Source organism: Dactylosporangium darangshiense (assembly GCF_039537565.1).
In the GTDB taxonomy this organism is placed as follows: domain Bacteria; phylum Actinomycetota; class Actinomycetes; order Mycobacteriales; family Micromonosporaceae; genus Dactylosporangium; species Dactylosporangium darangshiense.
Genome location: NZ_BAABAT010000003.1, coordinates 213,596 through 235,655, shown reverse-complemented (window position 1 = coordinate 235,655; position 22,060 = coordinate 213,596). Strand labels below are relative to the sequence as shown.

Here is a 22,060-nt window from a genome sequence, read left to right as displayed (position 1 = left end):
CAACCGGCCGGGGTGACGCACGCGGATATTCGGGTCCGTACCTTTTCCGGATCCGCGTGACGTGGCGCATAGTTGGGGGCGTGCCGGACTTCGCGTCGCCGGCCGCTCTCGCGGCGCGCCTGGCCTCCGTGGGTTACCTCGCCGACGAGGGGCTCGCGATGGCGGGCTTCCTCGCGCTGTGCCTGCACCGGCCGATCTTCCTGGAGGGCGACGCCGGCGTCGGCAAGACCGCGTTCGCGGCCGCCCTCGCCGAGGCCGCCGGGGTCGAGCTCATCCGGCTGCAGTGCTATGAGGGCCTCGACGCCGCGCAGGCGCTCTACGACTGGGACTTCCCGCGCCAGGTGCTGCACCTGCGCGCCGTCGAGGCCGCCGCGCACGGGTCGGTGTCCGCGGCCGAGCTCGAGGCCGACCTCTACGACCGGCGCTTCCTGCTCGCCCGGCCCCTGCTGCAGGCGGTCGAGCGGGCCCCGTGCGTGCTGCTCGTCGACGAGATCGACCGGGCCGACGACGAGTTCGAGGCGTACCTGCTGGAGCTGCTCGCCGACGCCGCGGTGAGCGTGCCCGAGCTCGGGCGGATCGTGGCCGAGGTGCCGCCCGTCGTCGTGGTCACGAGCAACCGCACCCGCGAGGTGCACGACGCGCTCAAGCGCCGGTGCCTGTACCACTGGGTCGCGCACCCCACGCCCGAGCGCGAGGCCGAGATCCTGCGCGTCCGCCTGCCCGGCGTCGGCGAGCGGCTCGCCGCCCGGGTCGCCGCGGCCACCGCGCGGCTGCGCGCCCTCGACCTGGTCAAGCCGCCCGGCGTCGCCGAGGCGATCGACTGGGCGGCGGCGCTCGGCGCGCTCGGGCTGAGCGAGCCCGGCACCGACACACTCGGCGTGGTGCTCAAGGTGCGCGAGGACATCGAGCTCGTCAAGGACTCCGATGTACTCGCTTGACCGCGTCCTGTCGTTCTGGACCGCCCTGGACGCGGCCGGGCCCGAGCACGCGTACTGGGTCGGCCGGCTCACCCTGTGCGGCTCGCCCGAGGACATCGCCCGCTACGACGCGGCGTTCGCCGGGCAGGACCGCGAGGCGGCGCCGAAGGGCACGCCGTGGCAGGTGCGCCGGCTGCCGGAGCGCTCGCTGTTCCGCGCCACCATGCCGCCGTCGGCGCCCGCCGGCGACGGCGACCCGGCCCTTGCCGTGCAGGCCAGCGCCGAGGAGGTGCTGCGCCACCGCGACCTGGCCACCCTGTCGGCCGTGGAGCGCGCGGAGGCGCAGCGGCTGCTCGCCCTGACCGCGCGCGCACACCCGATGCGGGCCGGGCGCCGCTACGCGCCCGCCGCGCGCGGCCCCGTCGACCGGCGGCGCACCGTGCGGGCGCTGCTGCGCGGCCCCGACGTGCTGCTGCGCCGGGCCCGCCGGCCGCGGCCGCGCCGCCTCGTGCTGCTGGTGGACGTGTCGGGGTCGATGTCGCCCTACGCCGACGCCCTGCTGCGCTTCGCGCACGCCCTCGTGCGCCACCGTCCACGGTGGACTGCCGTGTACGCGCTGGGCACCCGGCTGACGCCGCTCACCGCCGCGATGCGCACCCGCGACGCCGAGGCCGCGCTGCGCCTGGCCGGGCAGGCGATCCCGGATTGGCGCGGCGGCACCCGCCTCGCCGACACGGTGTCGGCGTTCGTGCGCGGCGACGGGCACCGCGGTGTGGCCCGCCGCGCCGTCGTCGTGGTGTTCAGCGACGGCTGGGAGACCGGCGACCCGGACCGCCTCGCCGCCGCCGTCGCCCACCTGCGCCGCCTCGCCGCCCGGGTCGTCTGGGTCAGCCCGCACGCCGGCCGGCCCGGCTTCGCCCCGTCGGCCGGCGGACTGGCCGCGGCCCTCCCGCACGTCGACGCGCTCGTGGCGGGCCATACGATCGCGGCGCTCTCGGCGGTCGTGACGAACATGGAGGTTCGCCGTGCGTGAGGTGTTGAACGAGCTGCTGGGCTGGTGGCGCTCCGGCGAGCCGGTCGGGATGGCCACGGTGGTGCGGACCTGGCGCAGCTCCCCCCGCCCGCCGGGCGCCACGATGCTGGCCGGCCCGGACGGCACCGCCGTCGGCAGCGTCTCCGGCGGCTGTGTCGAGGGCGCCGTGTATGAGCTGGCACGCGAGGTCGTCGAGACCGGCACGCCGGTCGTGCAGCGCTACGGCGTCAGCGACGACGACGCGTTCGCCGTCGGGCTCACCTGCGGCGGCATCATCGAGCTGCTCGTCGAGCCGGTCTCGCAGGCGACGTTCCCGCAGCTGGACCGGGTGGCCCGGGCGATCGGGCGCCGGGAGCCCGTCGCCGTGGTGTCCGTTGTGGAGGGTCCGGGCGACCGCGTCGGGCGCCGCCTCGTGGTCTGGCCCGCCAAGAGCGACAACGGCGACGTCGACGGCACGCTCGGCTCGCCGCGCCTGGACGCCGCGGCCGCCGACGACGCCCGCGGGTTGCTCGCCGCCGGGCGGACCGACACCCTGCACTACGGGCTGGACGGGGAGCGCCGCGGCGAGGGCCTGACCCTGTTCGTCGCCTCCTACGCCCCGCCGGCCCGGATGCTCGTGTTCGGGGCCATCGACTTCGCGGCGTCGGTCGCGCGGATCGGGGGCTTCCTGGGGTACCACGTGACGGTCTGCGACGCCCGTCCGGTCTTCGCGACGTCGAAGCGCTTTCCCGGCGCCGACGAGGTGGTCGTGGACTGGCCGCACCGCTACCTGCAGGCCGAGATCGACGCCGGCCGGGTCGACGAGCGCACCGTCGTGTGCGTGCTCACCCACGACCCGAAGTTCGACGTCCCGGTGCTGGAGGTGGCGCTGCGCCAGGACCTGGCCTTCGTCGGCGCGATGGGATCCCGGCGCACCCACGACGACCGCCTGGCCCGCCTGCGCGAGGCCGGCGTCGGCGAGGCCGAGATCGCCCGGCTCTCCTCGCCGATCGGCCTGGACCTCGGCGCCCGCACGCCCGAGGAGACGGCGGTCAGCATCGCCGCCGAGATCATCGCCGGGCGGTGGGGCGGCGGCGGGGCCCGCCTGACGAGCCTCGCCGGGCGCATCCACCACGACTGATCAGGACAGCAGCGCCTCCGTCAGCCGGTGCGGCTGGTCGAGGGGAATCAGGGTTTCGCTATCTGGTACCTCGACCAGCCGCGCCTGCGGCAGCAGCGCCGCGAGCCGGCGGCCGTGCTCGGGCGGCATGACCCGGTCGCGCGCCGCCCACACCACGAGGGCGGGGCGCTCGAAGCCCGCAAGGCGCTCCGCGGCCCGTGACAGCACCGTGCGGTCGGCGAAGACGGCGCGCAGTACGCGTACCGCATCCCGGGCGATCCCCGGCTCGGACAGGATGGGGCGGGCCCAGCCGCGCGTGACGGCGTCGCCGCGCCGGGTGAGCCACCCGAACGCGATCGGCAGCCGCCGCACCGGCTTCAGCCGCATCTGCTGCATGAACGCCCGAAACGCCCAGGCCGGCAGCCGGCCCAGCAGCGCGATCGTGCGCCCGGTCAGCCCGGGCGGCAGGTTGTCGAACGCCTCGCAGGAGACCAGGACGAGCCGTCCGACCCGCTTGCTCAGCTCCGGGTCGGCCGCCACGAGCTGGGCGATCGCCCCTCCGGTGTCGTTGCCGACCAGGGTCACGTCCGACAGCCCGAGCCGTTGCAGGAGCTCGGCGACGAGGCGCGCGAGGCCCGGCAGCGACAGGTCGGCGTCGCGGCGCACCGGCCGCCGGTGCGCGCCGAGCGGCAGCGCCGGCACGACGCACCGGTACCGCGGTGCCAGCCCCGCCACCACCTCGTCCCAGAGGGTGGCGTCCATCAGCAGGCCGTGCAGCAGCACCATGACGGGCCCGTCCCCGCCCGTGTCGCGGTACTCGATCGTCCCCGCGCTCAGCTCGATCTCGCCCATGCTTCGAAGCTCGCCCATGCCTTGAAGTGAACCACGTGGTTCACATTGCGGCCAGGGTTCGGTGCGTCACGCTCCTTACCGGTTCGGGCTAGACCTCGGGCAAGGGCACGACGAGGGGGCGCTCGACGGCGTCCAGGGCCGCCAGGGTCTCCATCTCGGCGCGGTACCCGGCGCGGTCCAGGTCACCGGCGAGGAGCCGGTCGGCGGCGGCGCGCTCGGCGCGGGCCAGCCGCCCCTGCGGCCCGTCGACGGCGGCTGTCTTGCGCAGGTGCCGGGCGATCAGCCAGCAGTAGAGGCCGGCGATCGCCGCGGCGGCGAGCATGGTCGCGGGCATTCGAGGATGCTACGGGCCCGGCCGGCCGGCATGTGCCGTCCCTCCGGCTGGAATGCTGGACCGGTGCAGTCCGAACACGAGAAGGGCTACCGGCGCTCGGCCGGCACGGCGCGGGGCAAGGCGCGCCGCCAGGAGCTGCTCGACCGGGTCGTGGCGGACCTGGCCGAGCACGGGCTCGTCGACTTCTCGCTGCGCCGCGCCGCCCGGGCCGCCGGCACCACCCACAAGGTGCTGCTCTACCACTTCGACGGCGCCGACGACCTGCTCGTGCAGGCCGTGGACCGGCTGCGCGAGCGGCGCATCGACAACGGCCTCGCCGCGGCCGCCACGGCCGCCGCGCACGGCACCCTCGCCGCCCGGGTCGGCGCGCTGTGGCCGGTGCTCGTCGACCCGCGCTTCGGCCACCGGGTGCTGGAGCAGTCGACCGGGCTGGCGATGTACGACCCGGCCCGCTACGCCAAGTTCGGCCGGGAGGCCACGGAGCAGTACCTGCCGGCGCTGCTGTCACTGTGCCCGCCCGCCTGGGCCGAGGCCCGCCGCCGCGAGGTCGCCGAGATGGTCCTGGCGACCCTGCGCGGCCTGCTCCTGGACCGGGTGACCGGCGGCGACGAGGCCGGCACCGCGGCCGGCCTCCGGGCCCTGGTGCGCGCCCTGGAGCTCGAGGAAGCCCGGGACGAATAGTTTTCAAGACCATCGGAGGGTTGCGTTGATCACTCTTTCTGAGGTCTGCTGATCAGGCAGTGGCCCGGGTTGCGTCCGCCGCGCGACGGGCCGTTCGGCACGTCCCCGCGGGAGGCACCATGCCCTCTTCCCAACGCGTTCGCGTGAGTGTCGACGTCGACGGCAGCCGCTTCGTCGACGACGTCGATCCGCGGACCCTTCTCGTCCAGCATCTGCGCGAACGGCTCGGCAAGGTTGGCACGGTCGTCGGATGCGATACCAGCAACTGCGGCTCGTGCACGGTGCTCATGGGCGCCGGCCCGGACGCGGTGGCGCACAGCGTCAAGAGCTGCTCGGTGCTCGCCGTGCAGGCCGACGGCGCCAGCGTCACCACGATCGAGGGCCTGGCCGGCCCCGACGGGTCGCTGCACGCCGTGCAGCGGGCGTTTCACGAGCTGCACGCCCTGCAGTGCGGATACTGCACCCCCGGCATGATCATGTCGGCCGTCGACCTGCTGCGCGACAACCCCGACCCGACCGAGGAGGAGATCCGCGAGGGGCTGTCGGGCAACCTGTGCCGCTGCACGGGGTACCAGAACATCGTCCGCGCCGTGCAGGCGGCGGCCGCGACGCTGCGCGAGCAGGCCGGGGTGCCGCAGGAGGTGGGGGCATGACCGCCACCATCGAGCCCGAGGTCGGCGCGGCCCGGCGGCGCAAGGAGGACGCGCGGCTCATCACCGGGCGCACCCGGTGGACCGACAACCTCGCGCTGCCCGGGATGCTGCACCTGGCGATCCTGCGCAGCCCGCACGCGCACGCCCGGATCACGCGCATGGACGTCTCCGGCGCCCTGCGCGCCGACAACGTCGTCGCGGCGTTCACCGGCGCCGACGTCGCCGACGTGCAGGGCAGCCTGCCGTGCGCGTGGCCGGTGACCGAGGACATCGTCCACCCGGTCCGCCCGCCCCTCGCGGTCGACGTGGTGCGCCACCACGGCGAGGCCGTCGCCGTCGTCGTGGCCCGCGACCCGGCCAGCGCCGTGGACGCCCTCGAGGCGATCGACGCGCAGTACGAGCCCCTCGACCCCGTGCTCGACCTGGCGGCCGCCGCGCGCGACGAGGGCCTCGTCCACCCCGACAAGGGCACCAACCGCTCCTACACGTGGGTCTTCGACTCCGCCGCCGCGGGCACCGGCACCAGCGTCGCCGACGCCGAGGCCGAGGTGCGCATCCACCGCCGCTACGTGCAGCAACGGCTCATCCCGGCGTTCATGGAGCCGCGCAGCGTGGTCGTCGACCCGGGCGCGGGTGAGTACACCATCTGGTCCTCCACCCAGATCCCGCACATCCTGCGGGTCTTCTACGCGCTGCTCACCGGCGTGCCCGAGCACAAGATCCGGGTCATCGCGCCCGACGTCGGCGGCGGCTTCGGCGGCAAGCTGCAGGTCACGCCCGAGGAGATGATCGCGTTCCTGGCCGCGCAGCGGGTCGGCAAGCCGGTGAAGTACACCGAGACCCGCGGCGACACGATGCTGTCGGCCCACCACGGCCGCGACCAGATCCAGGACATCACGCTCACCGCCCGCCGCGACGGCACCCTGACCGGCATCGACGTCAAGCTCATCGCCAACATGGGCGCCTATCTGGGCCTCGTCGGGCCGGGCGTGCCGATCCTCGGCGCGTTCATGTACAACGCGATCTACAAGGTCCCGGCGTACCGCTTCGAGTGCACCGGCGTCTTCACCAACACCACGATCACCGACGCCTACCGCGGCGCCGGGCGGCCCGAGGCCACCTACGCGATCGAGCGGGCCATGGACGAGCTCGCCGTCGAGCTGGGGCTGGACCCGATCGAGGTGCGCCGGCGCAACTGGATCAAGGCCGAGGAGTTCCCCTACACGACCGTCGCCGGGCTGGTGTACGACTCCGGGGACTACGACGCGGCCACGGACCGGGCGCTGGAGCTGTTCGGCTACCAGGAGCTGCGCGCCGAGCAGGCGAAACGCCGCGAAGCCGGTGATTCGGTACAGCTGGGGCTCGGGGTCTCGACCTACACCGAGATGTGCGGCCTCGCGCCGTCGCGGATCCTCGGCGCGCTGCGCTACGCCGCCGGCGGCTGGGAGAGCGCGGCCGTGCGGGTGCTGCCGACCGGCAAGGTCGAGGTCGTCACCGGCACCAGCCCGCACGGCCAGGGCCACGTGACGGCGTGGAGCCAGATCGTCGCCGACGAGCTCGGCGTCGCCTTCGACGACGTCGAGGTCCTGCACGGCGACACCCGCACCTCGCACAAGGGCCTGGACACCTACGGCTCGCGCTCCCTCGCCGTCGGCGGGGTCGCGCTCGTCGAGGCCTGCCGCAAGGTGCGGGACAAGGCGCGGACGGTCGCCGCCCACATGCTCGAGTGCAGCCCCGACGACCTCGAGTTCACCGGCGGGGCGTTCCGGGTCCGCGGTACACCCGACGCCGCGAAGACCATCGGGGACTGCGCCTTCGCCGTCTTCGCCGCCCACGACCTGCCCGACGGGGTCGAGGCGTCGCTGGACGCCGACGCCACCTTCGACCCGCAGACGTTCTCGTTCCCGCACGGCACCCACCTGTGCGCGACCGAGGTCGACACGCAGACCGGGCGGGTCACGATCCGGCGGTACGTCGCCGTCGACGACGTCGGCCGCGTCGTGAACCCGCTCATCGTCGAGGGGCAGGTGCACGGCGGTGTCGCGCAGGGCATCGCGCAGGCCCTGCACGAGGAGGCCGTCTACGACGAGGGCGGCACCCTGCTGACCGGGTCGTTCGTGGAGTACACCATCCCGAGCGCCGCCGACCTGCCGACCATCGTCACCGACCGCACCGAGACCCCGGCGACGTCCAACCCGCTCGGCGTCAAGGGCGTCGGCGAGGCGGGCGCGATCGCGGCCACCCCGGCCGTGGTCAACGCGATCGTCGACGCGCTGCGGCCCTACGGGGTGAGCGACGTACCGATGCCGTGCACGCCCGAACGGGTGTGGCGGGCCGTCCAGCGCGGAGGTGTCTCGTGATTCCCGTGCCGTTCGACTACCTGCGGCCGTCCACCGTGGAGGAGGCCGTCGCGGCGCTCGGCTCCGCCGACGAGGGCAAGGTCCTCGCCGGCGGGCAGTCGCTGCTGCCCGTGCTGCGGCTGCGCCTGGCCGCACCCACCCTGCTCGTCGACCTCGGCGCGGTGCCCGGCCTCACCGGGATCCGCCTCGAGGGCGACACACTGGTCATCGGCGCGATGACCACGCACGCGGAGGTCGCCGCCTCCGATCTCGTCCGGCAGCACGCGCCGCTGCTGGCCGCCGCGGCCGGCACCGTGGGCGATCGCCAGGTCCGCCACCGCGGCACCCTGGGCGGCTCGCTCGCGCACGCCGACCCGGCCGCCGACCTGCCCGCCGTGGCGGCGGCCCTCGACGCGACGTATGTCGTACAGGGCCCGGCGGGCAGCCGGACGATCGGCGCGGCCGGCTTCACCGTCGACCTGTTCACCACCGACCTGGCCCCCGACGAGGTCCTCGTCGAGGTGCGGGTGCCCTCCACGGCCGGCTGGACGGCCCACTACGAGAAGTTCCACCGCACCGCACAGGCGTGGGCGATCGTCGGCGTCGCCGTCGCGGTCCGCCGCGACAACGGCGGCATCGGCGCGGCCCGCGTCGCGCTGACGAACATGGGCCCGGTGCCGCACCGCGCCCGCGCCGTCGAGGACGCCCTCGCCGGCGCCGCGGCCACGCCGGCCGCCGTCGCCGCGGCCTGCGCGCAGGTCGCGGCCGGCACCACGCCGGTCGACGACCTGTCCGGGTCGGCCGACTACCGCCGGGACCTCGCGCGGGTGCTCACCGCCCGCGCCGTGTGCCGGGCGCTGGGCGTGTGAGCCCGGGTGTGCCGCCGCCGGTCCCTCCGGAGCCGGCGGCGGTACACCTGGCTGCGCGGTGCCCCGCCCAGGGACTACCGTCGGCAGCGGAGCCGTCTACCGGAGGTACGCCGTGCAACTGGAGAACACCTTCACGGTGCCCGTCCCCGCCGAGCGGGCATGGGCGGTGCTGCTGGACATCGAGCGGGTCGCGCCGTGCATGCCCGGCGCCACGCTGACCTCGGTCGAGGGCGACGAGTTCACCGGCACGGTGAAGGTGAAGCTCGGCCCCGTCAGCATGACGTTCAAGGGCTCGGGCCGCTTCGTGGAGCGCGACGAGGACAACCGCCGGGTGGTCATCGGGGCGTCCGGCGCCGACAGCCGCGGCGGCGGCACCGCCAAGGCGACCGTCACGGCGACGCTCGTCGCCGAGGACGACAACACCGCCACCCGGGTGAACGTCGCCACCGACCTCGACATCACCGGCAAGGCCGCCCAGTTCGGCCGCGGCCTGATCGGCGACGTCAGCGGCCGCCTGATCGGCCAGTTCGCCAACTGCCTTTCGCAGAAGCTGGCGGCTTCGGACGAGGCTCCGCCCGTTGCGGAGGCGGCGCCTGCCGAGGAGGCGGCGCCGTCCGCCGGGCCCCTGGCGCCGGTGGAGCCGGATGCGGAGCCCATCGACCTGCTCGCCGTGAGCGGCGTCGGCGGTGCCGTGCGCCGGGCCGTGCCCTACGTGGTGACCGCCGCGGCCAGCTTCGCCGTGGTGCTGGGCATCATCTGGTGGATCCGCCGCCGCTGACCCGTCATCCGTCACAGCGGCGGGATGTCCAGCAGCCGGGTGGCGTGGAAGCCCAGCAGGCGCTCGATGCGGCTCGTGTCGATCGGCGTGTCGTGCCCGGCAACGGCGCGGCGCACCTCGGCGCCGGGGTGGTGGGCCGCGATGAGCTCCGCGGTCGGCCTCGGGTCCATGGTCCGCGGCGCCGCGAGGAACACCGGGTGGAAGCCCGCGACCGGGCGGGTCAGCGCCAGCCGGACGGCCTCGGCGGCGTCGTCCGCGTGCAGGTACGACCACGAGTCGGCGGCCATCGCGGCCGGGTCCGCGCGGCAGGTGCGGGCCATCGCCTCGAGCTCCGGCCAGCCGACCGTGTACGGCAGGCGCAATGCCACGATGTCGGTGCCGTAGCGGCGGTGCATCATCGCGGCGGTCGCCTCGTCGACCTGCTTCGACAGGGAGTACGGGTCCTCGACCTGCAGGGGCAGGGCCTCGTCGATCGGGAAGTACGCCGGGTGCAGCGTGTGCGGCGAGAACCGCAGGCCGAGGATCGAGTAGCTGCTCGCGATCACGGCGCGGCGCGCGCCGCGGCGGCAGGCCTCCTCCAGCACCACGAACGTGGCCCGCGTGTTGCCGCCGAAGACCTCGACCGGGGTGCCGAGCTCGGGGCTGCGCAACGCCGCCAGGTGCACCACTGCGTCCACGCCGCCGGCGATCGCCTCCGCGACGGCCGCCGGGTCGCCGGCGTCGCCGATCACCGTGCGGCCGGCGTGCTCGACCCGGGCCGCCTGCTCGGCGTTGAGGACCAGGGCGGAGATCCGCATGCCGGAGGCGGCGAGGCAGCGGCAGACCGCGGCGCCGATGTTGCCCGCTGCGCCGGTGACGAGTACGCGCATCCAACGATCGAACAACATCGTCCGCACATGCGGCAACCGGGGCGGGTGGCGCGCACCGGCTACGGTCTTGGGAATGCGACGGCGCCACGTGCTCACCCTCGCCGCCGCCGGGGCGGTCGCCGCGGGCTGCACCCCACAGGACGCGCCCGGGGCGCAGCCCGGGGTCGCCGCGGCCACGGCGCCGCCGCCCACGCTCGGGCCCGGCGGGCTCGCGTTCCCCGAAGGGTTCGCGTGGGGCGCGTCGACGTCGGCGTACCAGGTGGAAGGGGCCGCGGCCGAGGACGGGCGCGGGCCGTCCGTGTGGGACACGTTCAGCCACCAGTCCGGGCGGGTGCGCGGCGGGGACAACGGCGACGTGGCCGCCGACCACTACCACCGGGTGTACGAGGACCTCGATCTCATGAAGAGCATCGGGCTCAAGAGCTACCGGTTCTCGATCTCCTGGTCACGGGTGCTGCCGGAGGGGCGCGGGGCGCTCAACGCCAAGGGGCTCGACTTCTACCACCGGCTCGTCGACGGGCTGCTCGCGCGCGGGATCACGCCCGTGGCCACGCTGTTTCACTGGGACACGCCGCAGGCGCTGCAGGACAAGGGCGGGTGGGAGCAGCGCGACTGCGCGCAGTGGTTCGCCGACTACGCGCTGCAGATGTTCTACTCGCTCGGGGACAAGGTCGGGACCTGGCTGACGCTCAACGAACCCAAGACCGTCGTCCAGCTGGGGTACACCTCCGGCATCCACGCGCCCGGCAAGCGCGACAAGCGGGTCGCCAACGTTGCGGGGCATCACCTGCTGCTCGCGCACGGGATGGCCGTCAAGGCGTTCCGCGCCTCCGGCAAGCGGGGGCGGATCGGGGCCGCGCTCAACCTGTCCCCCGTGTATCCGGCCGACTCCTCGGCGGGCGCGGCCAAGCAGGCGGGGCTGGTCGACGACGACGAGAACCAGCGGTACCTCGAACCCGTGCTGCGCGGGCGGTACCCGGCCGCCTGGCTCGCCGCGCAGCCGGCCGGCGCGCCGGTGCGGGCGGCGATCCGCGACGGGGACGCCGCGACGATCGGGGAGCCGTCCGACCTGCTCGCCGTGCAGTACTACAACCCGATCTACGTCACCGCCAGCGGCGGGCGGGCCGTGAAGCACCCGACGACGCAGGCGACGTGGCTCGAGGTGTACCCGGACGGGCTCTTCGACGTCCTGACCCGCATCAGGCGCGACTACGGCGACATCCCGATCACGGTCACCGAGAACGGGATGCCCTCGACCAGCGACGAGCAGGACGACGACCGGATCGCGTTCCTGCGCGACCACCTCGCCGCCGCGCACAAGGCGATCGCGGCCGGGGTGCGGCTGGAGGGCTACCACGTCTGGTCGCTGCTGGACAACTTCGAGTGGGCCGAAGGGTACTCCCAGCGCTGGGGCATCATCCGCGTCGACCCGAAGACCAGGGACCGGCGGCGCAAGGCGAGCGCGGAGTGGTACCGCGACGTCATCGCCCGCAACGGCATCCAGCCCTAGAACAAGCTCAGCCGAGCCAGCCGGGGCGGACCAGGCCGGCCTCGTAGGCGAAGACGACCAGCTGGGCCCGGTCGCGGGCGCCGAGCTTGATCATGGCGCGGCTGACGTGGGTCTTGGCGGTGGCGGGGCTGACGTACAGCTTCGCGGCGATGTCCTCGTTGGACAGCCCGGCGCCGACCAGGGCCATCACCTCGCGCTCGCGGTCGGTGAGCGTGTCCAGGGACATGGGCGCGAGCGGGGCGCGGGAGCGGCTGGCGAACTCCTCGATGAGGCGGCGGGTGACGCCGGGCGACAGCAGCGCGTCGCCCGCGGCGACGGCGCGCACGCCGCGCAGCAGGTCGACCGGCTCGGTGTCCTTGACCAGGAAGCCGCTGGCGCCGACGCGCAGCGCCTCGAAGACGTACTCGTCCAGGTCGAACGTGGTGAGGATGACGATGCGCACGTCGGCGAGGCGGGCGTCGGCGGCGATCTGGCGGGTCGCCTCCAGGCCGTCCAGGACCGGCATCCGGATGTCCATGAGCACCACGTCGGGGCGGGTCTGCACCGTGCGGCGCACCGCCTCGGCGCCGTCTGCGGCCTCGGCGACGACCTCGATGTCGGACTGGGCGTCGAGCAGGGCGCGGAAGCCCGCACGCACGAGCGCCTGGTCGTCGGCCAGCAGGACCTTGATCACGTCTTGTCTTCCTCACGCAGGGGGATCGTGGCGCGGACCTCGAAGCCGCCCGCCTCGCGGGGGCCGGCCTCGACGGTGCCGCCGAACGTTGCGGCGCGGTGGCGCATCCCGGCGATGCCGTTGCCGGCTCCGTGGGAACCACCGGACATCCCGCCACCGCCTTCGGCAGCTGCGGCGGGGCCGGTGCCGTCGTCGGTGACGACGAGGCTGAGCTCGCCGGGCGCGTAGCCGACGACGACCGTCGCGGAGGCGTCCGGGCCGGCGTGGCGGCGCACGTTGGTCAGGGCTTCCTGCACGATCCGGTACGCCGCCCGGTCCACCTGCGGCGGCAGCGGCCGCGGCGCGCCGACGGTGTCGAGGGTTACCGGCAGGCCGGCGCCGCGCGCCTCGCCGGCGAGGCGCGGAAGGTCCGCCAGGCCCGGCGCGGGGGTGCGCGGCGCCGCCTCACCGGGGTTGAGCCCGGCGAGGACGGCGCGGGTCTCCTTGAGCGCCTCGGCGCTGGCGTGCTTGATCGCGGTGAGCGCCACCCGGGCCTGCTCCGGCTGCTCGTCCATGAGGTGCAGCCCGACGCCGGCCTGCACGTTGATGAGCGACAGGTGGTGGCCGATGACGTCGTGCAGCTCCCGGGCGATGAGCAGCCGCTCGTCGCTGGCCTGGCGGCGCTGCTGCTCCTTGCGGGCCTTCTCCTCCTCGGCGCGGGCGAGGGCCTCCTGGTGCGCCCGGTCGCGCGCCATCTGGGCGTACCGCATGCCGCGCACCCGTGCCGCCTCCCCGAAGAACGCGATGATGATGCACCACACGCCGATGGCCACGAGCCGGGCGACGGAGGCGTGCGGCGCGACCAGCACCGCGAACGTCGTGTAGGCGGCGACCACGCCGATCCAGGTCAGCCAGCGGAAACCCGCCGACAGGGCGCTGAAGACGGCGACGATCGCGGCGATGAAGCCCGGGCCGTTGGGGTACGGATGCGCGAAGTAGGCGACCGTCGCGCTCAGCGCACCGGCGAGCGCGAGCAGGGGCGCCTTCTGGCGCAGCAGCAGGGCGGCCGGCCCCGCGATCAGCAGCAGGTAGCCGGTCTGGTCCAGCTCGTGCGCGGTGCTGCCGTAGGCGGCGGCGCGGGTGCCGAAGACCTGCAGCAGCGCGATGAACACGGCCAGCGGCACCGGGTGCGGGCCCGCCCAGCGGCCCACCCGCCGCCGCTCGAGGCGGTGCTCCATCCGCTCGAAGCGCCGTTCGAGGCGCGCGGCGCGCAGCTCGCTGTGCCACGGCGCGTGTCTCACACGTCAAACCGTAGTGGAGGGCCCCAGCAGCGGCATCGCCTTCCCGGCTCGGCGGCGTCTACTCCCGCGGGAGTAGACGGGGCCGCCGCCTGCGCCGCCGGGGGTAGCACACGAGCCGTCCCCGGTGCGACGCGCGGCCCGCCGCCGACCGGCACGCTGGAGTCCATCAACGGAAGGGGGCCGAGAACATGGCCGGCGAACGGGTACGCGCATCGGACGAGGAGCGCGAACAGTACGCCAACATGGTGCGGGCCGGCATGACCGAGGGCCGGCTCACGCTCGAGGAGGGTGAGGAGCGGCTCAGCCAGGTGTACGCGGCCCGGTACCGCGACGAGCTGCCGCCGATCACCGCCGACCTGCCGGAGGGCGGGCGGCGGGGGCTGTACGAGACGCCGGAGGCCAGGGAGCAGTTCGCCCGGGACGGCCGCCGGCACCTGTGGGGCCACGCGGGCTTCGTCGCGGTCGTCGCCGCGGTGCTGACCGGTTTGTGGGTGCTGTCGGGAGCGCACTTCTTCTGGCCGGCGATCCCGCTGTTCTTCATGATGTTCGGGCTGGCCAGGCATGCGCGCTGGCGGGCGTACGGCGGGCACCCGCGCTTCGGCCGGGGCCGCTGGGGCCACGGCCACGAGCACACAGGGCACCAGGGCTGGGGTCGCGGACCGTGGGGGGCCGCGTCGGACCGGCAGGGCTGGAGCCGCTGACAACCATCGGGGGCCGCCGCAAGGGTCGCGGCGGCCCCCGCGGACCCGGGGAGGGGCCTGCGCATGTTCGGATCACCGTATTTCGAGCTGAAGGGCCGGGTCGCCGTCGTGCTCGGCGGGCCCGAGGGCGTGCCGGCGGCGGTGTGCCGGCTGCTGGCCGGGCAGGGCGCGCGGATCGCCGTGGTCGGCCCGGACGAGGCGGCGCTGGCCGACCTCGTCGACGAGCTGCGCTGGGGCGGCAGCGAGGCGGTCGGGATCGTCTCCTGCGGTACCGATGCGGCCTCCATGGATGCGGTGCGCAGCAGCGTGCTCGACGAGCTCGGCTCGCCGGAGCTGCTGTTCGTGCTGCCGTGCCCGCTCGGCGGCGCCGGCGGCTGGCAGCGCACCGTCGACAGTGGACTGACGGCGACGTTCCAGGCGTTGCAGGCGTTCGTGCCCGGCATGGCCGAGGCCGGCGCCGGCGCGGTGGTGACGCTCGCGCCGAACGGCGCGGACCCGGCCACGAACGCGGTCGGCGGCGGGGTGACCGCGCTCACCCAGCACTACGCCCGGCTGGTCGCGGGCGCCGGGGTGCGGGCGAATGTCGTGTCCTGGACACCGCGCGACGCGACGGTCGACGACGCCGCCTATGCGGCCCTCTACCTGGCCTCGGACGCCGCGGCGCGGATGACGGCAACGACACTCGACGTTGCGGGCACATTGATGCGACTGTAGATCCTATGTACGAATGACCGTCCACCTGGGATAGTCACGTGCCATGATGGGCTCCTCGCACGCGCTTTCCGGGGCGGCCGTCTGGTTGACAGGATCGCTGGCGCTGGACCAGCTCGCGAACTTCCACCAGACGCCGCTGCAGCTCACCGTCGGCACCGCGATCTGTGCCGGCGGCGCACTCGTGCCCGACCTGGACCTGTCGGGCCGGGTCACGCGCGGGCAGGGCGGTGCGACGGTCGCGCACACGTTCGGCGTGTTCTCGCTGTTCCTGGCCGAGTGCATCGAGAAGTTCTCCCTCGGCGTCTACAAGGTCACGCGGATGAAGCACGACCCGCCGCGGCGCAACGGGCACCGGACGCTGACGCACACCATCGTGTTCAACGTCGGCGTCGGCTACGGCACCCTGGCGCTGTGCAACGCCTACGGCAAGTGGGCGGTCATGGGCGTGCTGTTCTTCGCCTTCGCGCTCGCGCTGCGCGGGCTGTTCGAGAAGTGGGCCGAGCGGGCCGGCTGGGTCATCGTCACGCTCGCCGCGGCCGGTGCCGCGTTCGTGGTGTACGAGCGGCTGCCCGGCGACCGCGGCTACCCGCTGCTCGGCGTCGCCGTCGGCGTCGGCGGCCTGGTCCACCTGCTCGGCGACATGATCACCCGGCACGGCTCGCCCATCTTCTGGCCGATACCGACGGGGCGGCGCATGTGGCGCTGCGTCGGGCTGCCGCACTCGGTCGCGCTCACCGCCGGTGACAAGACCGAGACCGTCTTCCTGCGCACGATCTTCGCCACGATCGCGATTTTCGCCGGCGCGGTGCTGCTCGCACCGATCCTCTGGCAGCGACTGAACATCTCGCTGTGACGGTGAGCGCCGAGACCCGGCTGGTGATCGTGATGCGGACCGATCTCGGCATGGGCAAGGGCAAGATGGCCGCGCAGGCCGCGCACGCCGCGGTCGCGGCGGCGATCGCAAACCTGCGGGCGCCGGCGTTCACCGACTGGTGGCGGGCCGGGCAGCCGAAGGTGGTGCTCAAGGTGCCCGACGAGGACACGCTGGGCCTGGTCGTGGCCGCCGCAGAGGAGGCCGGCCTGCCCGTCCAGGTCGTCCACGACGCCGGCCGCACCCAGGTCGCCGCCGGCACCGCCACCTGCTGCGCGATCGGGCCCGCCCGTGGGGATGCGCTACACCCCGTGACCGGCGGTCTTTCGTTGTTGTGATGCAAAACGGTCGCCCCCGCGACCCGGGAGCGACCGTCCTTTGTGGGGCGTGGTCAGTCGGCGAGGGTGACGATGCCCTGCGCCCAGCGGAAGTACTTGTTGGTGCCCAGGTCCCGCACGGTCTTGATCCCGAAGGCGGCCTGCAGCTTCTCGGCGTCGCCCTCGCTGACGCCGGCGATCGCGGTCACGGGGGCGTCGGCGAGCTCCTGCGCGCTCTTGCCTTCCCATTCCTTCATGAGCTTCTTTTCCAGACCAAGCATGTTGTGCTCCATTCTCTCGATGAAACCCGCGCCAGGCTACGTCGCAGGGCTACCGCCTGCAACGTGGGGGCTGCCGGACGAGTGTGCCGTTCTGCTTGCCACATCGGCCGTTTCGTGGAGATGATCGGCTGATGAACAGCCAATGGGGGCTGACGATTCCTTTGACCGGGATCCCGTTGCCCGACCACGCAGCGTTGCTCTCCACGCTACCGGATCTCGGGTACACGGACGTGTGGTCCTCGGAGGTCGCCGGGACCGACGCGTTCACCCCGCTGGCGCTCGCCTCCGCCTGGGCGCCCACCCTGCGGCTGGGCACCGCGATCGTCCCCGTTTTCACCCGCGGCCCCGCCCTGCTCGCCATGCAGGCGGCCGCCCTCGCCGAGGCCGCACCCGGTCGCTTCGCCCTCGGCATCGGCGCCTCCTCGCCGGTCGTGGTCGGCGACTGGAACGCGGTGCCGTTCGAGCGGCCTTACGAGCGCAGCCGCGACGTGCTGCGCTTCCTGCGCGCGGCCCTCGCCGGCGAGCTCGTCGACGGGGACTTCGGCTCGTTCACCGTGCGGCGGTTCCGGCTCGAGCGGGCTCCCGGCGTACCACCGAAACTGCTTCTGGCGGGTCTTCGGGGCCGCATGCTGCGCCTCGCGGCGGCCGAGGCCGACGGCGCGATCCTCAACTGGCTGTCGGTCGAGGACGTGGCGACCGCCCGGGCGGAGCTTTCGGCCGCGCCCGAGGGCTTCGAGGTGGCCGCACGCATCTTCGTGTGCCCCACCGCCGACGCCGAGGAGGCCCGCGCGACCGGGCGCCGGCTCATCGCCGCCTACCTGACCGTGCCCGCCTACGCGGCGTTCCACCGCTGGCTGGGCCGCGGCGAGGTGCTCAAGCCGATGTGGGACGCGTGGGCGGCCGGCGACCGCCGCGGCGCGCTCGCCGCGATCCCCGACGAGGTCGTCGACGCGCTCATCGTGCACGGCAGCCCCGCCCGGTGCCGCGAGCACGTGCGCCGCTACGCCGACGCCGGGGTCACCACCCCCGTGATCGCGCTCCTGCCGACCCGGGACCTCACCGCCGGCGGCGCGCCCGCGCTGCTGGAGACGCTGCGCGAGCTGGGGGGACGATCGTGAGGCTGGACGGGAAGGTCGTCGTCATCACTGGCGCGGCCGGCGGCATCGGCAGCGCCCTCGCCCGGCGCTTCGCCACGGAGAAGACCGCCGCGCTGGTCCTCGCCGACCTCGACGGCGACGCCGCCGCCGCGCTGGCCGCGAGCCTGCCCGGCGAGGCGGTCGGCGTCGAGGCCGACGTGACGAACGAGGACCAGATCGCCGAGGTCGTCGACGAGACCCTCGCGCGCTACGACCGCATCGACCTGTTCTGCGCCAACGCCGGCATCACCAGCGGCGCCGCGCTCGAGGCCACCGACGAGGTGTGGGCGCGCACCTGGGCCGTCAACGTCATGTCGCACGTGTACTCCGCGCGTGCCGTGCTGCCCGCGATGCTGGAGCGCGGGTCCGGGTACCTGCTGCACACCTGCTCGGCCGCGGGCCTGCTGACCGCCGTCGGCGACGCGCCGTACGCGGTCACCAAGCACGCCGCCGTCTCCTTCGCCGAGTGGCTGTCCATCACCTACGGCAGCCGGGGCGTGAAGGTCAGCGCGCTGTGCCCGCAGGGCGTCGACACGCCGATGCTCCAGGAGGGGCTCAAGGCCGGGCACATCGGCGCCAAGGTCACTGCGGCCGGCGGCGCCGTGCTGTCCGCCGAGCACGTTGCCGAGACCGTCGTGGCCGGCCTGGACGCCGAGCGGTTCCTGATCCTGCCGCACCCCGAGGTCGCCAAGTACTACCTGCACCGCGCCACCGACACCGACCGCTGGCTCACCGGCATGCGCTCCCTGCGCGACTCCCTGTCATGAGGCAGCCCGACGTGTTGCAGCCGGCCCTCGACGTGGTCGTGCCGTTCGCGCGCGGCCGGACCGGCCGCACCGTCGTGGGCATCTGCGGCCCGCCGGCGGCCGGCAAGTCCACGCTGTCGGCGGCGCTCTCCGACGCCCTGAACCTCCACGATGGACTGTCCAGTGTGGCGGTACCGATGGACGGCTTCCATCTGTCCAACACCGAGCTCGAGCGCCTCGGCCTGAGCGAGCGCAAGGGCGCGCCGGAGACCTTCGACGCCGCCGGCTTCGTGCACCTGCTGCGCCGCCTGCGCGCCGGCGAGGACCTCGTCTACGCCCCCGCCTACAGCCGCGTCCTGCACGAGTCGATCGGCGGCGTCATCCCGATCTCCTCGGACGTCCGCGTCATCGTCGTCGAGGGCAACTACCTGCTGCTGGAGCACGGCCCCTGGGCGTCCGTGCGGGGCCTGATCGACCTCGTCCTGTACCTCGACGCGCCCGACGAGGTACGCCAGGAGTCGCTGGTGCGCCGGCAGCTGGCGAAGGGGCTCGACCTGCCGGAGGCGCGGGACTGGGTGTACCGCAGCGACGAACGCAACGCCGAGGTCATCGCCGCCACGCGCGACCGCGCCGACCTCATCCTGTCGCGTCCGGTGTGAACAGCGCCGTGGTGTTGTCCCAGCACACTGCTTGCAGCCGGCGGTCGCCGATTTCCAGTCGGCGCGACGACGCTGCCTTCATCCTGTCGCGTCCGGTGTGAACAGCGCCGTGGCGTTGTCCCAGCAAACTGCTTGCAGCCAGCGGTCGCCGAGTTCCAGCCGGCGCAACGACTCGACCTGGTGCTCGTACGGGTAGGGGATGTTCGGGAAGTCGCTGCCGAGCAGCACCCGCCCGGCGAGCCCGAGCTCACGCACGCGTGGCAGCAGGCTCGGCGGAGGCCCGCCGAAGAAGTCCGTGAAGACCATGGTGGTGTCCAGGTGTACACCCGGATGCCGGTCGGCCAGCTCGAAGAACCCGTCGAACTCGGGCGCGCCCATGTGCGCGACGACGGCGACCAGCCCGGGATGCCGTTGCAGCACCGCGCCGAACGGCCCCGGCCCGGTGAACCCGTTGGCGACGGGCCCGGAACCGGCGTGCACGACGACGGGGACCCGCTCGTCGGCCAGCCGCGCCCAGACCGGATCGAGCCTTGGATCGCGCGGGTCGTACGCGCCGACCTGCAGGTGCACCTTGAACACCCGCGCCCCATCGTCTCGCGCTCGTGCCACGTACGCCTCGACGCCGTCCTCCGGGAAGAACGTCGCGCTCGGCAGGCACCCGGGCGTGCGCGCGGCGAACGCGAGCGTCCACGCGTTGAGGTCGGCGGCCATGCCGGGCCGGTGCGCGTACGCGAGGGCCGTGAACCGCTCGACCCCGAACCCGCGCAGCTGGGCGACGCGTTCGTCGTCGGTGCCGCGGTACCGGATGGGCCAGTCACGCCCGATGAGCGGCCCCGCCTCGTCGAAGTAGGCCCAGACCCGCCGCATCAGCCGCGGCGGCATGAAATGCGTGTGCACATCGAACAGCGGCCCCACCTCGGCGCCGCTCACGCGGGCTCGCGCGACACTCGGCCAGGACGCCACCGCGGCCGCCATCGCCGCTGTGGGCGGCGCACGATCTCGTCGACCTCGACCTCGACCTCGACCTCGACCTCGACCTCGACCTCGACCTCGACCTCGACCTCGAACGGCTCGCCGCCCTCGAGTGCGTCACCCGGTCCGGCCGCGGCGTCCGGCACGTAGCCGCCCGCCTCCAGGCGGAACAGGCGCAGCGTGACCGAGCCTGGCGGGTCCCGCTCGACGAGCAGGTACCGGGAGCTGCCGGCCGCCGCGTAGGCGCTCATCCGTGGCTCACCTCCTGCGCGCTCGTGTCAACAGCCTGCCACGCCGAGGGGTCCGGCGGGGTGCCTGCTGGAACCTGCTCCCTCCAAGTTGGAAGCACTTTCCGAAATGCGGCGGCCCGGGGCTCGCCGTTGGGGCGGGCGCCGGGCCGCGTGCAAGGGGGTTGCGGATCAGGCGGGGTTGTTTGCGTGAGTGAGGGTTTCCCAGGCCACGAACAGGTTGTTGCTTCCGGCGGGGCGGTTCTGGTCCGTCAGGCGCTGCGTGTTCGTCATCGCGATGCCCATGCGGTTGTGCAGCGCGTTGAACGCGACCTCCGTGACCGGGCCCAGGCCGAGGGTGAGCTTGCCGCCGCACAGCCACGACGGGACGGACTCGCCCAGCTGGTAGCGGCTGTGGAAGCCCAGTGCGTAGCGGAGCCGGTCGGCGATCTCCGGGTACAGGTCCTGGCCCTGGATGCGGGTCGTCTCCGCGATGTGGGAGATGGCCGAGATGCCGTAGCCGGTGTGGGTGAAGTCGCGGCACGTCTCCTGGGCGATGCCGTTCTCCGGGAAGGTGCTTTGGCCCTGCCAGTAGGAGACGATCTCGGAGCGCGTGTCGATCGAGCCGATGCCCTTCGGGTAGGAGCCGTCGGCGGTCAGGTAGATGTAGGCGGGCACCCGGGCGCGGAACTTCGCCACCACCGTGTCCCAGCTCGCGTGGTCGTCCAGGAAGACCGAGATGCCGATCGCGGCCTCCAGCATCGACAGCACCCCGGTTGCCGTTGCTGGTGCTGCCGTTGATGACCTTCGGCAGGTACACCGTGCGCAGCATCGTGGCGAAGCGGGACTGGTTGGGCCAGGTGCCGTACGTGTACCGGATGATCTCGGCGGCCCGCGGCCAGGAGGAGCCCGCCCAGCCGGTCTGCAGCGGGGCGTTGCTGTTCGTGTGCTCCTTGATCGTGGCCGACCAGGCGTCCATGATCGCGATGGCCTTGGTGGCGTAGCGGGCGTCGCGGGTGATGAACCAGGCGAGCGAGAGGGTGTACGCGGCGATCGCATCCTCGCGCTCGTCGGTGCAGCCGTTGTTCGGGTTGGAGTACGAGCCGCACTCGACCGTGGCGCGGGGCTTCGGCGTGCGGCTCAGCGATGCGTACTTCGAGCCCATCATCTGGTCGTACGCGGCCTTCCACGGCTGCGCGCCGGCCTGGACCTTGCCGCGGACGAAGTCCAGCTGGGCCTGGCTGACGAGCACGCCGGGGTGCGCGAAGGTGGCCGGCGCGGCAGCGACCTGCGGCGCGCGGGCGTCCGACGATGCGGACGAGGCGGCCGAGGCGTACGTCGCGCCGGCCACGGCAACGGCCACCGCGAGCCCGGCCGCGCCGAGCAGGACGAGCCGTCGTGACATGGAAGCCTCCCCAGGAGCGAACTGTTAGGCAGTCTGCCTATCGCTCGGACGGCGCCCCGGGAAGCGACCACATCGAAACTTAAGCACTCGTTTCGGCCCGAATCAGGTAGCGCGGGCGAGGTCACGCCCCAGCGGCCGCAGTGG

26 protein-coding genes and 1 pseudogene are annotated in these 22,060 nt (G+C 73.8%); 17 read left to right on the top strand and 10 right to left on the bottom strand.

Annotated elements, in window-relative coordinates; translation table 11 throughout:
* Positions 1 to 80: 80 nt before the first annotated feature.
* The 3 genes from ABD901_RS07805 to ABD901_RS07795 are packed head-to-tail and all read left to right on the top strand — an operon-like array spanning position 81 to position 3,070.
* Positions 81 to 938, top strand: a complete 858-nt coding sequence (locus ABD901_RS07805) for an AAA family ATPase (RefSeq protein WP_345122794.1) — start codon at positions 81 to 83, stop codon at positions 936 to 938.
* Positions 925 to 1,950: a vWA domain-containing protein gene (locus tag ABD901_RS07800; protein WP_345122792.1), complete on the top strand. Its 1,026-nt coding sequence runs from the start codon at positions 925 to 927 to the stop codon at positions 1,948 to 1,950. The genes ABD901_RS07805 and ABD901_RS07800 overlap by 14 nt, the downstream gene beginning before the upstream one ends.
* On the top strand, positions 1,943 to 3,070 hold the full coding sequence (locus tag ABD901_RS07795; protein WP_345122790.1) for an XdhC family protein: 1,128 nt from the start codon (positions 1,943 to 1,945) through the stop codon (positions 3,068 to 3,070). Before ABD901_RS07800 ends, ABD901_RS07795 begins: the two co-directional genes overlap by 8 nt.
* Here ABD901_RS07795 and ABD901_RS07790 read toward each other — a convergent pair whose 3' ends face one another.
* Both ABD901_RS07790 and ABD901_RS07785 read right to left on the bottom strand, forming a co-directional pair.
* Positions 3,071 to 3,919 (bottom strand): alpha/beta fold hydrolase, encoded by an 849-nt coding sequence (locus ABD901_RS07790; protein ID WP_345122788.1) that lies wholly within the window; start codon positions 3,917 to 3,919, stop codon positions 3,071 to 3,073.
* A 70-nt stretch (positions 3,920 to 3,989) separates the two neighbouring features.
* Positions 3,990 to 4,235: a hypothetical protein gene (locus ABD901_RS07785; RefSeq protein ID WP_345122786.1), complete on the bottom strand. Its 246-nt coding sequence runs from the start codon at positions 4,233 to 4,235 to the stop codon at positions 3,990 to 3,992.
* A 63-nt stretch (positions 4,236 to 4,298) separates the two neighbouring features.
* Here ABD901_RS07785 and ABD901_RS07780 point away from each other — a divergent pair, with 63 nt between their 5' ends.
* From ABD901_RS07780 to ABD901_RS07760, 5 genes are all read left to right on the top strand, one after another.
* Positions 4,299 to 4,916 carry a TetR/AcrR family transcriptional regulator gene (locus ABD901_RS07780; protein WP_345122784.1) on the top strand — a complete coding sequence of 206 codons (618 nt, stop codon included), beginning with the start codon at positions 4,299 to 4,301 and terminating at the stop codon, positions 4,914 to 4,916.
* A gap of 143 nt (positions 4,917 to 5,059) precedes the next feature.
* Positions 5,060 to 5,569 carry a (2Fe-2S)-binding protein gene (locus ABD901_RS07775; RefSeq protein WP_345122782.1) on the top strand — a complete coding sequence of 170 codons (510 nt, stop codon included), beginning with the start codon at positions 5,060 to 5,062 and terminating at the stop codon, positions 5,567 to 5,569.
* Positions 5,566 to 7,929 (top strand): xanthine dehydrogenase family protein molybdopterin-binding subunit, encoded by a 2,364-nt coding sequence (locus tag ABD901_RS07770; protein ID WP_345122780.1) that lies wholly within the window; start codon positions 5,566 to 5,568, stop codon positions 7,927 to 7,929. The genes ABD901_RS07775 and ABD901_RS07770 overlap by 4 nt, the downstream gene beginning before the upstream one ends.
* Positions 7,926 to 8,777 carry an FAD binding domain-containing protein gene (locus ABD901_RS07765; protein WP_345122778.1) on the top strand — a complete coding sequence of 284 codons (852 nt, stop codon included), beginning with the start codon at positions 7,926 to 7,928 and terminating at the stop codon, positions 8,775 to 8,777. The genes ABD901_RS07770 and ABD901_RS07765 overlap by 4 nt, the downstream gene beginning before the upstream one ends.
* Before the next feature lie 112 nt (positions 8,778 to 8,889).
* A complete protein-coding gene (locus ABD901_RS07760) occupies positions 8,890 to 9,555 on the top strand; it encodes an SRPBCC family protein (RefSeq protein ID WP_345122776.1) in 666 nt (221 codons plus the stop codon).
* 11 nt (positions 9,556 to 9,566) lie between these two features.
* Here ABD901_RS07760 and ABD901_RS07755 read toward each other — a convergent pair whose 3' ends face one another.
* Positions 9,567 to 10,424 (bottom strand): NAD-dependent epimerase/dehydratase family protein, encoded by an 858-nt coding sequence (locus ABD901_RS07755; protein WP_345122774.1) that lies wholly within the window; start codon positions 10,422 to 10,424, stop codon positions 9,567 to 9,569.
* Between the two features lie 73 nt (positions 10,425 to 10,497).
* Here ABD901_RS07755 and ABD901_RS07750 point away from each other — a divergent pair, with 73 nt between their 5' ends.
* Complete coding sequence (locus ABD901_RS07750; RefSeq protein ID WP_345122772.1) at positions 10,498 to 11,934, top strand: GH1 family beta-glucosidase; 1,437 nt, start codon at positions 10,498 to 10,500, stop codon at positions 11,932 to 11,934.
* A 7-nt stretch (positions 11,935 to 11,941) separates the two neighbouring features.
* Here the strand turns inward: ABD901_RS07750 and ABD901_RS07745 are convergent, their stop codons facing one another.
* Together ABD901_RS07745 and ABD901_RS07740 are read right to left on the bottom strand one after the other, a co-directional pair.
* Entirely contained in the window at positions 11,942 to 12,607 is a 666-nt protein-coding gene (locus tag ABD901_RS07745; protein ID WP_345122770.1) for a response regulator transcription factor, read from the bottom strand.
* The gene (locus ABD901_RS07740) at positions 12,604 to 13,887 is read right to left on the bottom strand and encodes a sensor histidine kinase (RefSeq protein WP_345122768.1); all 1,284 of its coding nucleotides are present in this window, start codon (positions 13,885 to 13,887) and stop codon (positions 12,604 to 12,606) included. Before ABD901_RS07740 ends, ABD901_RS07745 begins: the two co-directional genes overlap by 4 nt.
* Before the next feature lie 188 nt (positions 13,888 to 14,075).
* Here ABD901_RS07740 and ABD901_RS07735 point away from each other — a divergent pair, with 188 nt between their 5' ends.
* The 4 genes from ABD901_RS07735 to pth2 all read left to right on the top strand — a co-directional run bounded on the left by ABD901_RS07735 (position 14,076) and on the right by pth2 (position 16,511).
* Complete coding sequence (locus ABD901_RS07735; protein ID WP_345122766.1) at positions 14,076 to 14,588, top strand: DUF1707 SHOCT-like domain-containing protein; 513 nt, start codon at positions 14,076 to 14,078, stop codon at positions 14,586 to 14,588.
* 63 nt (positions 14,589 to 14,651) lie between these two features.
* A complete protein-coding gene (locus ABD901_RS07730) occupies positions 14,652 to 15,302 on the top strand; it encodes an SDR family NAD(P)-dependent oxidoreductase (protein ID WP_345122764.1) in 651 nt (216 codons plus the stop codon).
* A gap of 43 nt (positions 15,303 to 15,345) precedes the next feature.
* Positions 15,346 to 16,155, top strand: coding sequence for a metal-dependent hydrolase (locus ABD901_RS07725; protein ID WP_345122762.1), 810 nt, complete (start codon positions 15,346 to 15,348; stop codon positions 16,153 to 16,155).
* A complete protein-coding gene (gene pth2 / locus ABD901_RS07720) occupies positions 16,152 to 16,511 on the top strand; it encodes a peptidyl-tRNA hydrolase Pth2 (protein WP_345122760.1) in 360 nt (119 codons plus the stop codon). Before ABD901_RS07725 ends, pth2 begins: the two co-directional genes overlap by 4 nt.
* 53 nt (positions 16,512 to 16,564) lie before the next feature.
* Here pth2 and ABD901_RS07715 read toward each other — a convergent pair whose 3' ends face one another.
* Entirely contained in the window at positions 16,565 to 16,771 is a 207-nt protein-coding gene (locus tag ABD901_RS07715; protein ID WP_345122758.1) for a hypothetical protein, read from the bottom strand.
* 149 nt (positions 16,772 to 16,920) lie between these two features.
* On the opposite strand from ABD901_RS07715, the gene ABD901_RS07710 reads away from it, so the two are divergent.
* Genes ABD901_RS07710 through ABD901_RS07700 form a run of 3 tightly spaced genes read left to right on the top strand, consistent with a single transcriptional unit; the run spans position 16,921 to position 19,312 of the window.
* Positions 16,921 to 17,889, top strand: a complete 969-nt coding sequence (locus tag ABD901_RS07710; RefSeq protein ID WP_345123558.1) for an LLM class F420-dependent oxidoreductase — start codon at positions 16,921 to 16,923, stop codon at positions 17,887 to 17,889.
* Positions 17,886 to 18,674, top strand: coding sequence for an SDR family oxidoreductase (locus ABD901_RS07705; RefSeq protein ID WP_345122756.1), 789 nt, complete (start codon positions 17,886 to 17,888; stop codon positions 18,672 to 18,674). The genes ABD901_RS07710 and ABD901_RS07705 overlap by 4 nt, the downstream gene beginning before the upstream one ends.
* Positions 18,671 to 19,312 (top strand): nucleoside/nucleotide kinase family protein, encoded by a 642-nt coding sequence (locus tag ABD901_RS07700; protein ID WP_345122754.1) that lies wholly within the window; start codon positions 18,671 to 18,673, stop codon positions 19,310 to 19,312. Before ABD901_RS07705 ends, ABD901_RS07700 begins: the two co-directional genes overlap by 4 nt.
* Before the next feature lie 78 nt (positions 19,313 to 19,390).
* Here the strand turns inward: ABD901_RS07700 and ABD901_RS07695 are convergent, their stop codons facing one another.
* The 4 genes and pseudogenes from ABD901_RS07695 to ABD901_RS58985 form a co-directional block, all read right to left on the bottom strand.
* Positions 19,391 to 20,242 carry an amidohydrolase family protein gene (locus tag ABD901_RS07695; RefSeq protein ID WP_345122752.1) on the bottom strand — a complete coding sequence of 284 codons (852 nt, stop codon included), beginning with the start codon at positions 20,240 to 20,242 and terminating at the stop codon, positions 19,391 to 19,393.
* Positions 20,239 to 20,535 carry a PDDEXK family nuclease gene (locus ABD901_RS07690; RefSeq protein WP_345122750.1) on the bottom strand — a complete coding sequence of 99 codons (297 nt, stop codon included), beginning with the start codon at positions 20,533 to 20,535 and terminating at the stop codon, positions 20,239 to 20,241. The genes ABD901_RS07695 and ABD901_RS07690 overlap by 4 nt, the downstream gene beginning before the upstream one ends.
* Before the next feature lie 168 nt (positions 20,536 to 20,703).
* A complete protein-coding gene (locus ABD901_RS07685) occupies positions 20,704 to 21,273 on the bottom strand; it encodes a hypothetical protein (RefSeq protein WP_345122748.1) in 570 nt (189 codons plus the stop codon).
* Positions 21,274 to 21,427: 154 nt separating this feature from the next.
* A pseudogene (locus ABD901_RS58985) lies at positions 21,428 to 21,532 on the bottom strand (hypothetical protein); the annotation flags it as partial.
* On the opposite strand from ABD901_RS58985, the gene ABD901_RS07675 reads away from it, so the two are divergent.
* Entirely contained in the window at positions 21,531 to 21,944 is a 414-nt protein-coding gene (locus tag ABD901_RS07675) for a hypothetical protein (RefSeq protein WP_345122744.1), read from the top strand. The pseudogene ABD901_RS58985 and the gene ABD901_RS07675 sit on opposite strands and share 2 nt — an antisense overlap.
* The last annotated feature ends 116 nt before the right edge of the window (positions 21,945 to 22,060 follow it).

What these genes read in the sequence shown, in the direction of transcription:
- ABD901_RS07785 (WP_345122786.1), bottom strand. Translation starts at nt 4,235, where the DNA reads ATGCCCGCGACCATGCTCGCCGCCGCGGCGATCGCCGGCCTCTACTGC.
- ABD901_RS07690 (WP_345122750.1), bottom strand. Translation starts at nt 20,535, where the DNA reads ATGAGCGCCTACGCGGCGGCCGGCAGCTCCCGGTACCTGCTCGTCGAG.
- ABD901_RS07725 (WP_345122762.1), top strand. Translation starts at nt 15,346, where the DNA reads ATGATGGGCTCCTCGCACGCGCTTTCCGGGGCGGCCGTCTGGTTGACA.
- ABD901_RS07685 (WP_345122748.1), bottom strand. Translation starts at nt 21,273, where the DNA reads ATGCTGGAGGCCGCGATCGGCATCTCGGTCTTCCTGGACGACCACGCG.
- ABD901_RS07675 (WP_345122744.1), top strand. Translation starts at nt 21,531, where the DNA reads ATGAACCAGGCGAGCGAGAGGGTGTACGCGGCGATCGCATCCTCGCGC.
- ABD901_RS07730 (WP_345122764.1), top strand. Translation starts at nt 14,652, where the DNA reads ATGTTCGGATCACCGTATTTCGAGCTGAAGGGCCGGGTCGCCGTCGTG.
- ABD901_RS07800 (WP_345122792.1), top strand. Translation starts at nt 925, where the DNA reads ATGTACTCGCTTGACCGCGTCCTGTCGTTCTGGACCGCCCTGGACGCG.
- ABD901_RS07735 (WP_345122766.1), top strand. Translation starts at nt 14,076, where the DNA reads ATGGCCGGCGAACGGGTACGCGCATCGGACGAGGAGCGCGAACAGTAC.
- ABD901_RS07770 (WP_345122780.1), top strand. Translation starts at nt 5,566, where the DNA reads ATGACCGCCACCATCGAGCCCGAGGTCGGCGCGGCCCGGCGGCGCAAG.
- ABD901_RS07755 (WP_345122774.1), bottom strand. Translation starts at nt 10,424, where the DNA reads ATGCGCGTACTCGTCACCGGCGCAGCGGGCAACATCGGCGCCGCGGTC.
- ABD901_RS07750 (WP_345122772.1), top strand. Translation starts at nt 10,498, where the DNA reads ATGCGACGGCGCCACGTGCTCACCCTCGCCGCCGCCGGGGCGGTCGCC.
- ABD901_RS07715 (WP_345122758.1), bottom strand. Translation starts at nt 16,771, where the DNA reads ATGCTTGGTCTGGAAAAGAAGCTCATGAAGGAATGGGAAGGCAAGAGC.
- ABD901_RS07790 (WP_345122788.1), bottom strand. Translation starts at nt 3,919, where the DNA reads ATGGGCGAGCTTCGAAGCATGGGCGAGATCGAGCTGAGCGCGGGGACG.
- ABD901_RS07700 (WP_345122754.1), top strand. Translation starts at nt 18,671, where the DNA reads ATGAGGCAGCCCGACGTGTTGCAGCCGGCCCTCGACGTGGTCGTGCCG.